Raw genomic sequence first — 12,442 nt, forward strand, 5'->3', positions numbered from 1 at the left:
TGACTCCTCGTTGGGAGTCTGCGCCCCGTCTCCTCGTCCGCCGTCCCCGCCTCAGCCCCAACTCTGCGAGTACTGCCGCCGGTAGCGGTTGCGATCCTGTTCCGTACGGATGTACCGCGTGGCGACCAGCGCGATGATGCTGCCGGCGATGACCAGCAGCCCCGGACCGATGTTCTGCGGGTCCGTGAGGCGGGTGAGCAGCGGCTCGGAGGCGCCCGACCCGACCGCCTGGACCGAGCCGGGCGCGGCGGATCCCGGTACGACGGCCGCACCCTGCGAGGAGGCGGGGGCGGGGGAGGACTGGGCGGTGGCTCCCGCCGCGCCCTGGGCGGCCGCTCCCGGTCCGGTCAGTTTCACCCCGAGCGCCGTGAGCGCCTTGGTGATCGGCTGGAAGAACGTCGTACCGCCCGCGGTGCAGTCCCCGTTGCCCCCCGAGGTCACGCCGAGCGCGATGCCCTCCGAGAACAACGGACCGCCGCTGTCGCCCGGTTCGGCGCACACGTTGGTCTCGATCAGACCGGTCACGGTGCCCTCGGGGTAGTTGACCGTCGCGTTGAGCGCCTTCACCTGACCGTCGTGGAGTCCACTGGTGCTGCCGCTGCGGAAGACCCGCTGGCCGACCGTCGGATCGGCGGTTCCGATGATCTGGACGCCCTTGCCGCCCCCGATGGACACGATGTTGTTCCCGGTGTCGTTCTGGCCGTTGTTGTACTGGATGAGGGAGAAGTCGCTGCCGGGGAACGCCGTGGTGACCGTCTGCCCCAGCTGCTTGGCGCCCTGGTTGTCACCGAACCAGACGGACCCGGCCGGCCCGCAGTGCCCGGCCGTGAGGATGAACTCGTTGCGCCCGTTGGTCACGTTGTAGCCCGCCGAACAGCGCCCGCCGGTCGAGAACATCGGCAGGGCGGCGTTGAGCCGTGTGGTGAAGGTGCCCTCGGTCCGCTCCATGCGGACCGAACTGCCCATGCTCGCGGCGAGCTTCTTCATCCGGGACCAGTCGGAGGCGGACACGGTGCGGTCGGCCTGCACCACCACCTCGTTGTGGACGTAGTCCATGGCCCAGGCGGTGCCCGCGACCCGTGGCGCCGCCTTCAGCGCCTTCGTCACGGACTTGAGGTCCTCCATGCTGTGGCTCACGACCTTGGGGCGGGCGCCCGCCTTCTGCACCTCGGCCGCCGCGGCCGAGTCGGTCACCGCGACCACGGGGCGCCCGTCGGCGGCGATCCAACTGCCCGCCGTACGCGAGGTGCCGAGGGTCGACACCAGCCCCGCGCCCTTGCCCGCGGCGGCCAGGGTGGCGCTCTGGGGGGCACGTGACGCGGCGGACGGCTCGCTCGCCATGGCGTGCGTCACCATCAACCCTCCGCAGAGGACCCCGCCGACGGCCGCGAGTCGCGTCCCTCGTCGGACGATCCGTCGTCGTGCGTGCCTCATGCATGGGCTCCCGAAGCCGTACGGTGCGGCGTCGACGCCGCCGGGGCTCCGGTCGTGAGCCCTCCTTCCATACGTGCGCCCGTGCCCTCGCGTTCACCCCCGGCCGTTCTCCGGTTCAGGGTTTGTGGCCCACCCCGCCGAACATGGCCACCTCCACCGGTTCGTCCCCGTCCGTCGGCTGCGGACGCCAGCGTGAACAGGAGACGACACCGGGCTCCAGGAGATCGAGACCGTCGAAGAACCGGGCGACCGCCTCGGGGGTGCGCTGGGTGATCCAGGGGGTGCCGTGCTGGTTCCAGTAGGAGACGGCGGCGTCCACGTCAGGCATCGCCGGGCTGGTGATCGTGTGCGAGAGGACCAGATGGCTCCCCGAGGGCAGCCCCTCCAGCAGCCGGCGCACGATGTCGTACGCCTCCGCGTCGTCGCCGATGAAGATGACGACCCCGAGCAGCATCAGCCCGACCGGCTCGCTCAGGTCCAGTGTCCTCGCGGCGCGTTCGAGGATGGCGTCCACATTGCGCAGGTCCTCGTCGAGATGGTCGGTGCGACCCTCGGGGGCACTGGTGAGCAGGGCGCGGGCGTGCGCCAGGACCAGCGGGTCGTTGTCGACGTAGACGATCCGGGCGTCCGGTGCGAGCCGCTGCGCCACCTCGTGCGTGTTGTCCGCGGTCGGCAGGCCGGTGCCTATGTCGAGGAACTGGCGTATTCCGCACTCGGTGACCAGATGGCGTACGGCGCGTCCCAGGAACAGCCGGTCCGCCCGCGCGTAGTCGCCGATGCCCGGGTGCAGTTGGCGGATCCGCTCGCCGGCCGCCCGGTCGACCTCGTAGTAGTCGCCGCCGCCGAGCCAGTAGTTCCAGATCCGGGCCGTGTGCGGGCGGGTCGTGATGATCCGGCTGAGCACCCCCTCGGCGGGGAGTTCCGAGGCGGCCGGGTTCTCGGGCACGGAATCAGCTCCTGGGCATTTCCTGTGATGACGTGTCAACGGCAATGTAGGCGTCAACAAGCCATTGGAAAAGGGAAGTTGTCACTCTCCTGCCGGCCGTACCGGCGGCAACCCCGGGGCCTGCCATGATGGGCGCATGCGTGTGCTGATGCCGGTCCCCGACCGCGACTTCGACGTCACTGAAGTGGCCGTTCCCTGGCGGATCCTCACCGATGCGGGGCACGAGGTGGTGCTCGCCACCGAGCGCGCGGGCACCCGGCCGGCGGCGGACCCACGGCTGCTGACGGGGGTGCTCTTCGGCCAACTGGGCGCCGCCGAGGAACCCCGGCGGTTCTACGAGCAGCTCACGAAGTCATCAGAGTTCACCACCACTGTCTCCTGGGCCGAGGTCGACATCGAGCGGTACGACGGCCTGTTGCTGCCCGGCGGACACGCACCCGGCATGCGGCAGTACCTCGGCTCGACGGCGCTTCACCAGCAGATCGCCCGCTTCTGGGCCCTCGGACGGCCCGTCGGCGCGATCTGCCACGGCGTCCTGGTGCTCGCCCGCGCCCGCGACCTCACCACCGGCCGGAGCCTCCTGGCCGACCGGCGCACGACCTGCCTGCCCGCATACATGGAACGCACGGCCTACTTCACCACCGCCTGGCGCCTCGGCCGCTACTACCGCACCTATCCCGCGTACGTCGAGGACGAGGTCAGGGCGGCCCTCGCCGATCCGGGAACGCAGTTCGTACGCGGCCCCCGCACCCTGACCCGGCGCGGCACCGCCACCGACGACACGGACGCGTTCGTCGTCGAGGACGGCCGCTATCTCTCGGCCCGCTGGCCGGGTGACGCCTACCTCTTCGCCCGCCGTTACCTCGCCCTCCTGAGCAGCCCCGCGTCGGCGGCGTGATCCGCCGGACAGGCCCTAACGGCTCAGGCGGGCGGCGACCTCCTCCGGCGTCAGATACGTGTCGGTGTGCTCGAATTCCCGCAGGGTCCCCTTCCGGTCGGCGAGGAAGCCGGTGCGCACGAAGTCGTCGCCCGCGACCGCGTTGAGGAACCAGTTGGCGGCCGTACGGAACCGGGCCGAGCCCGTGCGCAGCGCGTACAGGTGGTATCCACGGGCCACGACCTGTGCGGGCACTCCCTTGAGACCGATACCGAGCGGCTTGGACACCGCGTCGTGGCCGCCGAGGTCGACGACCAGGCCGAGGTCCTTGTGCTTGTACGGCGTCGTGGGCTGCCCCCGCAGCAGCGCCGACAGGTTCTTCGCCGCGTGCCGGCCCTGTCGGGCGGCGTGCTGGGCGGTCGGCGGACAGTAGGAACCGTCTGCCCTGGCCAGGTCGGGCACGGCGGCCGCGTCGCCCAGCGCGAACACCCCGTCCAGGCCTGGCACCTTGAAGTCCGCCTCGGTGAGGACCCGGCCGCGTACGGTCTCCGCGCCCAGCGAGTCGACCAGCGGACTCGCCGCGACACCGGCCGTCCACACCAGTGTCCTTGACGGCAGTACCCGGCCGTCCGTGAGGGTGATCTTGCCCTCCGTGACCGAGGCGACGGTCGTCTTGAGGGAGATCTCCACACCGCGCTCGCTCAGCAGACGCAGCGCACTCGCGCCGAGCTTGTCACCGAGCTCCGGGAGCAGCTTGGGGGCGACGTCCACCAGGTGCCACTTGATGAGCCCGGGATCCAGGCGCGGGTGGTAGCGCTTCGACGCGGCGGTGGTCAGGCGCTGCAGACAGGCCGCGGTCTCGGCGCCCGCGTATCCGCCGCCGACCACGACGAACTGCAGTCGCGCCGCCCGTTCGCCCTCGTCCGACGTGGCTGCGGCCAGGTCGAGTTGGGCGATCACATGGTCACGCAGATACACCGCCTGGGCGAGCGTCTTCATCCCGCGTGCCTCATCGAGGAGACCGGGGATGTCGAAGGTGCGGGTCACGCTGCCCGGCGTGAGCAGCAGGTAGTCGTACGACAGATCGACGAACTCCCCCGTGATCTTGCGTACGACGCACCTCTTGGACGCGGGATCCACGCCGATCACCCCGCCGGGCAGGAACGTCGTGCGGCGCAGGATCCGGCGCAGCGAGGGAGCCACGGACTGCGGGGTGACGACACCGGCGGCGACGTGCGGCAGCAGTGGCAGATAGAGCTGGTAGTCGGTGGGGCTGACCAGGGTGATCCGGGCGTCACCCGGCTGAAGGGCGTGCTCGAGTCCGCGTGCGCACTCGACGCCGGCGAACCCGCCGCCGACGATCACGATGTTCGGTGCGTCCATCCCAGCTACCTCTCTCCGTGTGCCAGACATCGTGGCCCGCCACCCGTCAGCCCAGGCTCACACGGGATGGCACCAAGTGCCACCCCGAGTCGGAGGGGAGGGCGGCGGCCACGAGTTCTTCTACCGATCAGTAACTTCGTCTTCCCTTCTTGTACATCCTTAGGCACGATCATCTGTCCAGCGGCGATGGTCGAGGCACCTCGCCGCTCCGACATGAAAAGGGGACGAGCATGACAGGACGCGGTGTGGGGCGCCGGATCGGCGCGGTCTCGGTGGTCGTGGCGCTGGGCATCGGGGGGACGGCCACCGCTGCGGGGACCGCCGCCGCGGCTCCGGCCCAGACGGCGGTGAGCGCGACGGCGGCGACGGCCGCGGTCGACTACGCCACCTGGCAGAGCGACGTCAAGGCGGTCATCGACCAGGCACGGCCCTACGTGGAACAGCGCACCGCGAACGCCGCCGGGCAGAAGCTGGCCCTCGTGTTCGACATCGACAACACCACGCTGGAGACGGACTTCCACCCGTGGTACGAACTGCCGACCCCGGCGGTCAAGCCCTCGCTCGACCTCGCCCGCTACGCGCGCTCCCGCGGCGTCGACATCTTCTTCATCAGCGCACGTCCGGGCATCATCTCCTCCTTGACGGAGTGGAACCTGACGAGCGTCGGCTACCCGGTCTCCGGTCTCTACACGCGCGACCTGCCAGATCTGTTCGAAGAGGTCAGCGCCTACAAGACCAGCAAGCGCGCGGAGATCGAGTCGCGGGGCTACACGATCATCGCCAACGTCGGCAACAACGACTCCGACCTTGTCGGCGGCCACGCCGAGCGCACGTTCAAGCTGCCGGACTACAACGGCCAGCTGTCCTGAACGGGCGGCCTGGACTCCCGGCCGTGACTGCTTAGACTCCCCGCATGGACGAGACGAAACTGGACGCGCTCGCTTCAAGCAAGTTCCTGCTGATCACGAGCTACCGCAAGAACGGTACGGGGGTGGCGACGCCCGTGTGGGTGGTCCGGGACGGTGCGGCCCTCGGCGCCTGGACCAGCGCGGACTCCTGGAAGGTGAAGCGGATCCGCAACCGGGCCGACGTCCTGGTGGGTCCGTGCGACGTGCGCGGCAATCCGACCGGCGAGCAGGTCCCCGCCACGGCGGAGATCCTCGACCCGGCCGCCACCGCGCGCTACCGCCGGCTGATCGCCGGAAAGTACGGCATCCTCGGCCGTCTCACCCTCTTCGGCAGCCGTCTGCGGCGGGGCACGGACGGCACGGTCGGGATTCGCATCTCCCTGACCACGTGAGGAGGGGGTGGGGGCCCGGCCACCGCCGGGCCCCCACCCCCTCCTGTCCGTGTCACGGTCATGCCCTCGGGACAACTCAGTGGTGGTCCGTGGTGCAGGGCGACGTCGAGCTCGGGTGGGGATGTCGGGGGCCTGTCGGGGTTGTCGGTGACCTGTAGGTGAACTGTCAGCCGCTGTTGCGACTTTGGAGCAGTCCCGTCGTACTCGGCACCAGGAGCCCGCCTCATGTCGTCCATGTCTCGTACCCGGCCGTGGGATGTCCGTCGACTGCCGCGCGCCGACGGCAGCACCTTCCTGATCACCGGCGGCAACGCGGGCATCGGGTATTTCGTCGCCGAGCAACTCGCCGGGACCGGGGCCACCGTCGTCCTGGGCAGCCGGGATCCGGCGAAGGCCGAAGCCGCCATGGGGTCGATCCGATCCCGCGTCCGTGGTGCGCGGCTGCGCCGTCTCCGGTTGGACCTCGCCGATCTGGCATCGCTCAGGACCTCGGTGGACTCGCTGGAGACGGAGTGCCTCGACGCGGTGGTCTGCAACGCCGGAGTGGCGCTGGACGAGCCGCCGCGACGGTGGACCGGGGACGGCAACGAGCTGATGTTCGGGACCAATCACCTCGGGCACTTCGCGCTGACCCGGTGGCTGGCGCCGCTGCTGTCGGCCGCACCGGCGGCCCGCGTCGTGACGGTCGGCAGTTTCGCGGCGCGGTCCGAGCGGCTGGACCTGGACGATCCGCAGTCCGGCAGGGACTACCGGCCGAAGCGCGCCTACGGGCGTTCGAAGCTGGCGCAGATGACCTTCGGATTCGAGCTCGACCGCCGTCTGCGAGCGGCAGGCAGCCCGGTGCTGAGTGTGGTGGCTCATCCCGGCGGCGCGCTGGACTCCCTGACCCCTTCCCGACCGCCGGTGCACGTGCGCGGTACCGGTGAACGGCTGCGCGGCCTGCCCGCCGGCCTCCTCGTTCAGGGCAAGGAGGCCGGTGCGTGGCCCGTGGTGCGGGCCGTCCTCGACCCCGGGGTGGGCGGAGGGCAGTTGTGGGGGCCGACGGTCTTCGGCCTGCGTGGCGAGCCGCGGCTCGAACCTGTCCGGGACCACTTCGCCGACGCCCGGGTCGCGGCTCGGCTGTGGGACCTCAGCCGCGACCTGACGGGCGTCGAGCCGAGTTTCGAGCCGCGGTAGACCCACGCGAGCGGGACGATCCGGGGGCTCGGCTCCGCTCCTCAGGGGGTTTCGTGGCCGGTCCAGGCATGGAGCTTGTCGGGGTTGACGACCATCCACACGTCGGTGACCAGACCGTCGTGGATGTCCAGGGCGACGACGGCGATCGTGGTACCGGCGATGCGGACGCTGACGCCGGGGGTGCCGTTGACGTCCTCCTCCACGAGTTCGACTCCGGGTTCGTTGCGCATGAGGCCGAGGAAGAGGCGGGCGACCTTGTCCCGGCCGATGACCGGGCGCAGGGCGGCACGGACCCTGCCGCCTCCGTCGCTTCGCGACTCGACGGCGGGGTCGAGGAGCGCGACCAGCGTGTCGAGATCGCCGGTCTGGCAGGCGTGGCGGAACGCGGTGACGATCTGCTGGTGCTCCTGTGCGGTGCTGCTGCCGGGACGCCGGTCGGCGATGCGCCGACGGGCGGAGGAGGCGAGCTGGCGGCAGGCGGCGGGGGTGCGGCCCACGGTGTCGGCGATCTCGGTGAACGGCATGCCGAAGATGTCGTGGAGGACGAAGGCCACGCGCTCCGCGGGAGTGAACGAGTCCAGGACCACCAGCATGCCCATGCTGACCGACTCGTCGAGGGTGATCCGGTCGGCCGGGTCGGCCCCGCCCTCATCGCCTGCGCTGGTCCACGTGGCACTGTGCCGGACGGGCTCGGGCAGCCACTCACCGGTGTAGTGCTCCCGACGGACGCGGGCCGAGGTGAGGTGGTCGAGGCAGATCCGGGAGGCGACCCGCGTCAGCCAGGCCAACGGTGCGCCGATCGCCCGCTGTTCCTCCTCGGACAGGCCGTACCAGCGGGCGTAGGTCTCCTGGACCACGTCCTCGGCGTCCTGCAGGGATCCGAGCATGCGGTAGCCGATGTTGAGCAGGCGGCGGCGTTCGGCCATGAGCGTGCCGAGGGTGGGGTCCTGGGCGGGTCCCGGGGGTGTGGACACGGGGCCGTCATCCTCCCTGGTGGGCGTGGTGAGGGGTGTGGAGGGTGAGCCATTCGTCGAAGGTCTGACTGCCGCGGGGGCCGGGCCCGGCGGGGAGCAGACCGTCGCCGGTCATGGCCGTGCCGGTGGCCCCGGGCATTTTCACGGGCAGCAGCAGCCGGCGCTGGTGGCGGGCCCGCAGCAGCCGGCCTGTCATGTCGACGAGCTGTTCGACACGGGGTCCGGCCAGTTCGGGGGCCATGCCCTGCGCCGGGGCGGAGACGAGTCGTACGAGGCGCTGGGCGACCTCACGGGCGGCGACGGGCTGGGTCCGCATCCGGGGTACCACCGCGAGTGGTCCAGGGACGCGGTCGAGGGTCTGCTGGGCGAACTCGTGGAACTGGGTGGCGCGCAGCACCGTCCACGGCGTCCGCCCGCTCTTGAGCACGCTTTCCTGGTGCAGTTTTCCCTGGTAGTAGCCGAGGCCGACCCGGTCGATCCCGACGATCGACAGCAGGACGTGGTGGCGAACCCCAGCCTGTTCACCGGCGTCCTGGAGGGTGTGGGCGACGCGGTCGAAGAACGCGACGGCCTTCTTGCCGCTCGTGGTCGTCACGTTGGTGACGTCGACGACCGCGTCGACGCCGGCCAGGGCCCCGTCGAGTCCGGTGCCGGTCACGAGGTCCACACCCGTGGATCGGGCCAGTACCACCGGGTGGTGCCCGGCCGCCGTCAGCTCCTCGACCACATGCCGTCCCACCAGTCCGGTTCCGCCTGCCACCGCCACCCGCATGCCGGGCTCCTCCCTCGCGCTCACGCTGCCTGTGCCGCCGTCGTCGCCGTTGTGGTTCATCGTGTGCGGTCCTGTCGTGCGGGGAGGGCGGGGAACAGCAGTAGGGCCGCGAGCAGGATGAGTGCGGCGAGGAAGACCACGTTGAGGATCTGGTCGCGTGTGTTGTACATGTCGAGGTGCTGGACGTGGTAGCTGAAGTGCAGCACGTTGAAGAGCAACCACACGGCACCTGTCGTCTGGACCAGCCGGGTGTTGTGCACGGAACGCAGGGCGATGGCGGTCAGGAAGGCCAGGGCCAGGAACATGGCGCCGGCGTCCTTGGCGAGGTGTTCGTTGTAGGGGCCCAGCTGGGGCAGCCAGCTCAGTCCGAGGCCGGGGAAGTTCGCGTACCAGCTCGTCGGGGAGCAGTAGGCCCAGACGCCTGTGTACAGCCCGGTCACGGCCAGGAGGCCGAGACTGGCGTACCTGATTTTCGAGTTCATACCTCTATGACGAGACAGCCCCCTCGAATGTGAGGCGGGTTGCCCCGACCGTGTGAGGCCGGCCGACGGCCACCGCCCAGGCCCTGGCCCCGCCGGTCGCACGGTGCCGGACTTCGACGCCTGTTGCCAGGCGCCTCCTCGGTGGGGCGGCGTCCGGAGTGACGGGCCCGCCGTTCGGCCGTACCGCGTTGAACAACCAAGCCGAGGCCATGACTTCATCCGTTGCTGTCAGGTCATGGACAAACCTTCAATCAAACGTCTCCCGGTCCGGTCAAAGGGTCTACCCGCATAGACGCTCCTGGTGCTGTCATGCGCACGACCGCCCGGAACTCCTGCCGGGCACCACATCGGGAGACCCCCACGATGTCGCGCATATCCCGCCCCCTCGTCACCTCCCTGTCCGCCCTCGCTCTCGCCGCCGCCGGCCTCACCGTCGCCACCGGCAGCGCCCACGCCGCGACGTGCAGCCAGGCGTACCTTCCCCTGCCGGACCCCAGCTGCCAGCCCGGCGACCTCAACCCGGACGTCACCCAGTCCACCATCGGCTCCACGATCTGCGTCTCCGGCTGGACCGCGACCGTACGGCCCTCCAGCTCGTACACCACCGCCCTGAAGAAGAAGCAGATCGTCGAGTACGGCTACACCGACACCAGCACCTCGGACTACGAGGAAGACCACTTCGTGCCCCTGGAGCTCGGTGGTGCTCCGAAGAGCGAGCTCAACCTCTGGCCCGAGCCGCAGTACGGCACCAAGACCGCGGCGAACAAGGACACGGTCGAGAACAAGCTCAAGAAGGCCGTCTGCGCGGGTACGGTCTCGCTCTCCGACGCCCAGGACGCCATCATCAACGACTGGACCACCGCCCTGTCCGACCTCGGTCTCAGCTGACGCGCCACCCGTCGCGACGCGGCGGAGCAACCTCGCCGGGCCCGATCCCTCCGCGGATCGGGCCCGGCTTCCTTGTGTCCACCGACCCGGCGGGGCAAGGGAGTTGACCGGATGTGTTCGGTGCGAAGCGTTGACTAGAAAGCGCTTGCCCCTTACGTTTCCCGTTCAACAGCCTGACCCGCGCCTGGCATCTCATATGCGAGACATCAGATCTCCGAGCCGCATCACCTGGGAATGTGCACACCCCCTGGAGCTGACGATTCTCGGTGTGGATGTCATGAGCACCTCATGCTGTTCGCCATGGTGTACATCGTTCGCGTACATGACCTACGGCACTCCCGAAGGGACGCACCCGCATGCGTACTCGCCCCCCACGGACACGCACTCGCAGACTGACCCTGGCCACGGCCACCGCGGCCGCCCTGGCCGTCACCACCGCTCTCGTCCTCCCGTCGCCCGCCTCGGCGGCCGACACCTCGCCGGTCGGCTTCGGTGCCGGGACCACCGGCGGCGGGGGAGCCACCGCCGTCACCGTCTCGACCCTCGACGCCTTCAAGGCGGCCGTCACGGGCGACACCGCCAAGGTGGTGCGCGTGAATGGCCTGATCACGCTCAGTGGACAGGTCGACATCGGCTCCAACACCACTGTTCTCGGCGCGGGTTCGTCGTCCGGCTTCACCGGCGGCGGACTGCGGCTGAAGAGGGTGACCAACGTGGTCGTCCGCAACCTGAACATCAGCAAGCCGCTCAAGCCGGCCGACGGCATCACCGTGCAGGCGTCGACGAAGGTGTGGATCGACCACAACTCCTTCTCGTCCGACCTTGACCACGGCAAGGACTACTACGACGGTCTGCTCGACATCAATCACGGCTCCGACTACGTCACCGTGTCCTGGAACACCTTCAAGGACCACTACAAGGGCTCGCTCGTCGGGCACAGCGACAACAACGCGAGCGAGGACACCGGGCATCTGCGGGTGACGTACCACCACAACTGGTTCAACAACGTCAACTCCCGCATCCCCAGCCTGCGCTTCGGCACCGGCCACTTCTACGACAACTACGTCGTCGGGGCCGACACCGCCGTGCACTCCCGCATGGGCGCCCAGATGCTCGTCGAGAACAACGTCTTCCGCACCACGACGATCGCCGTCACGACCAACCGCGACAGCGACGTCGACGGATACGCCAACCTGCGCGGCAACGACCTCGGGGGAGCCGCCACCGAGATCTCGCGGGTGGGCACCTTCACCACCCCGCCCTACGGCTACACCGCCGAGCCCGCCTCGAGTGTCGTCGCCTCGGTGACGTCCGGCGCGGGCGCCGGAAAGCTCTGACCGCCCCACGTTCGTTCAGAAGGAGGAATCGGGACATGACCTCATCAACACGCCCGCGCGCCCGACGGCGCGCCCTCACCGGCTCCCTGGCCGCAGTCGGCCTGTCGGCTGTCATGATCATGGCAGAGGGTGGCCTGTCTCCGGCGAGTGCCGCCACCTGGCCGACCGCGAACGGCAGTCAGGCCGTCTCCGCCACCATCTCGGTGTCCGGTACCAAGGACTACGGGATGAAGCGGCTCTACGGCACCGGTGACCTGGGCTCCGGCAGTCAGAGCGAGGACCAGGGGCCGATCCTGGAGCTGGCCGCCGGCACCGTTCTGAAGAACGTCATCATCGGCGCCCCCGCCGCGGACGGCATCCACTGCCTGGGCGGCTGCACGCTGCAGAACGTCTGGTGGGAGGACGTCGGCGAGGACGCGGCGACGTTCCTGGGCTCCTCGTCGTCCAACGTCTATACCGTCTCGGGCGGCGGCGCGAAGGAAGCCAGCGACAAGGTGTTCCAGTTCAACGGCGCCGGAACGCTGAATGTCTCGAACTTCGCGGTGCAGACCTTCGGTACGTTCGTCCGCTCGTGCGGCAACTGCAAGACGCAGTACAAGCGGGCGATCAACCTCAACGGGATCGAGGCCACCTACAAGGGAAGCAAGCTCGTCGGCATCAACACCAACTACGGCGACAGCGCGACCCTCAAGGCCATCAAGATCGTCGGGGATTCCAGCAAGAAGATCATCCCCTGCCAGAAGTACATCGGCAACAACACGGGGGCCGAACCGACCACGAACGGGACCGGCCCCGACAGCACCTACTGCAAGTACGCGACGTCCGACATCACGTACGGCTGAGGGTTCTCTCTCGGTGGCTGGACGAACCGGC

General features: G+C 69.6%; 13 protein-coding genes. 7 read left to right on the forward strand and 6 right to left on the reverse strand.

Features of this window, described 5'->3' with window-relative positions; all coding sequences use genetic code 11:
• Positions 1–51: 51 nt before the first annotated feature.
• Complete coding sequence (locus tag FNV62_RS47535; protein WP_054236526.1) at positions 52–1,434, reverse strand: S1 family peptidase; 1,383 nt, start codon at positions 1,432–1,434, stop codon at positions 52–54.
• Positions 1,435–1,549: 115 nt separating this feature from the next.
• Positions 1,550–2,380 carry an SAM-dependent methyltransferase gene (locus tag FNV62_RS47540; protein ID WP_143610401.1) on the reverse strand — a complete coding sequence of 277 codons (831 nt, stop codon included), beginning with the start codon at positions 2,378–2,380 and terminating at the stop codon, positions 1,550–1,552.
• A 136-nt stretch (positions 2,381–2,516) separates the two neighbouring features.
• Between FNV62_RS47540 and FNV62_RS47545 the strand changes: the two genes are divergently transcribed.
• Positions 2,517–3,278 (forward strand): type 1 glutamine amidotransferase domain-containing protein, encoded by a 762-nt coding sequence (locus FNV62_RS47545; protein ID WP_054236524.1) that lies wholly within the window; start codon positions 2,517–2,519, stop codon positions 3,276–3,278.
• A 15-nt stretch (positions 3,279–3,293) separates the two neighbouring features.
• On the opposite strand, the gene FNV62_RS47550 is transcribed toward FNV62_RS47545, so the two are convergent.
• Positions 3,294–4,640 (reverse strand): NAD(P)/FAD-dependent oxidoreductase, encoded by a 1,347-nt coding sequence (locus tag FNV62_RS47550; protein WP_054236523.1) that lies wholly within the window; start codon positions 4,638–4,640, stop codon positions 3,294–3,296.
• A 230-nt stretch (positions 4,641–4,870) separates the two neighbouring features.
• On the opposite strand from FNV62_RS47550, the gene FNV62_RS47555 reads away from it, so the two are divergent.
• From FNV62_RS47555 to FNV62_RS47565, 3 genes are all read left to right on the forward strand, one after another.
• Positions 4,871–5,509 carry an HAD family acid phosphatase gene (locus tag FNV62_RS47555; RefSeq protein WP_054236522.1) on the forward strand — a complete coding sequence of 213 codons (639 nt, stop codon included), beginning with the start codon at positions 4,871–4,873 and terminating at the stop codon, positions 5,507–5,509.
• Positions 5,510–5,553: 44 nt separating this feature from the next.
• Positions 5,554–5,940 carry a PPOX class F420-dependent oxidoreductase gene (locus FNV62_RS47560; protein ID WP_099919007.1) on the forward strand — a complete coding sequence of 129 codons (387 nt, stop codon included), beginning with the start codon at positions 5,554–5,556 and terminating at the stop codon, positions 5,938–5,940.
• A 225-nt stretch (positions 5,941–6,165) separates the two neighbouring features.
• On the forward strand, positions 6,166–7,116 hold the full coding sequence (locus FNV62_RS47565; protein ID WP_143610403.1) for an SDR family NAD(P)-dependent oxidoreductase: 951 nt from the start codon (positions 6,166–6,168) through the stop codon (positions 7,114–7,116).
• A gap of 41 nt (positions 7,117–7,157) precedes the next feature.
• On the opposite strand, the gene sigJ is transcribed toward FNV62_RS47565, so the two are convergent.
• From sigJ to FNV62_RS47580, 3 genes are read right to left on the reverse strand one after another with little or no spacing between them, the layout of a single operon-like run.
• Entirely contained in the window at positions 7,158–8,090 is a 933-nt protein-coding gene (gene sigJ, locus FNV62_RS47570; RefSeq protein WP_313905090.1) for an RNA polymerase sigma factor SigJ, read from the reverse strand.
• A gap of 7 nt (positions 8,091–8,097) precedes the next feature.
• The gene (locus FNV62_RS47575; protein ID WP_225900647.1) at positions 8,098–8,922 is read right to left on the reverse strand and encodes an SDR family oxidoreductase; all 825 of its coding nucleotides are present in this window, start codon (positions 8,920–8,922) and stop codon (positions 8,098–8,100) included.
• Positions 8,919–9,344: a hypothetical protein gene (locus FNV62_RS47580; protein WP_097287937.1), complete on the reverse strand. Its 426-nt coding sequence runs from the start codon at positions 9,342–9,344 to the stop codon at positions 8,919–8,921. The genes FNV62_RS47575 and FNV62_RS47580 overlap by 4 nt, the downstream gene beginning before the upstream one ends.
• A gap of 363 nt (positions 9,345–9,707) precedes the next feature.
• Between FNV62_RS47580 and FNV62_RS47585 the strand changes: the two genes are divergently transcribed.
• From FNV62_RS47585 to FNV62_RS47595, 3 genes are all read left to right on the forward strand, one after another.
• Positions 9,708–10,232 (forward strand): hypothetical protein, encoded by a 525-nt coding sequence (locus FNV62_RS47585; protein ID WP_054236519.1) that lies wholly within the window; start codon positions 9,708–9,710, stop codon positions 10,230–10,232.
• 356 nt (positions 10,233–10,588) lie between these two features.
• Positions 10,589–11,569, forward strand: coding sequence for a polysaccharide lyase family 1 protein (locus FNV62_RS47590; RefSeq protein WP_143629681.1), 981 nt, complete (start codon positions 10,589–10,591; stop codon positions 11,567–11,569).
• 35 nt (positions 11,570–11,604) lie between these two features.
• Positions 11,605–12,411 (forward strand): pectate lyase, encoded by an 807-nt coding sequence (locus FNV62_RS47595; protein WP_143610405.1) that lies wholly within the window; start codon positions 11,605–11,607, stop codon positions 12,409–12,411.
• The last annotated feature ends 31 nt before the right edge of the window (positions 12,412–12,442 follow it).

The sequence above is a fragment of the Streptomyces sp. RLB3-17 genome, assembly GCF_007113425.2.
GTDB lineage: Bacteria > Actinomycetota > Actinomycetes > Streptomycetales > Streptomycetaceae > Streptomyces > Streptomyces mirabilis_D.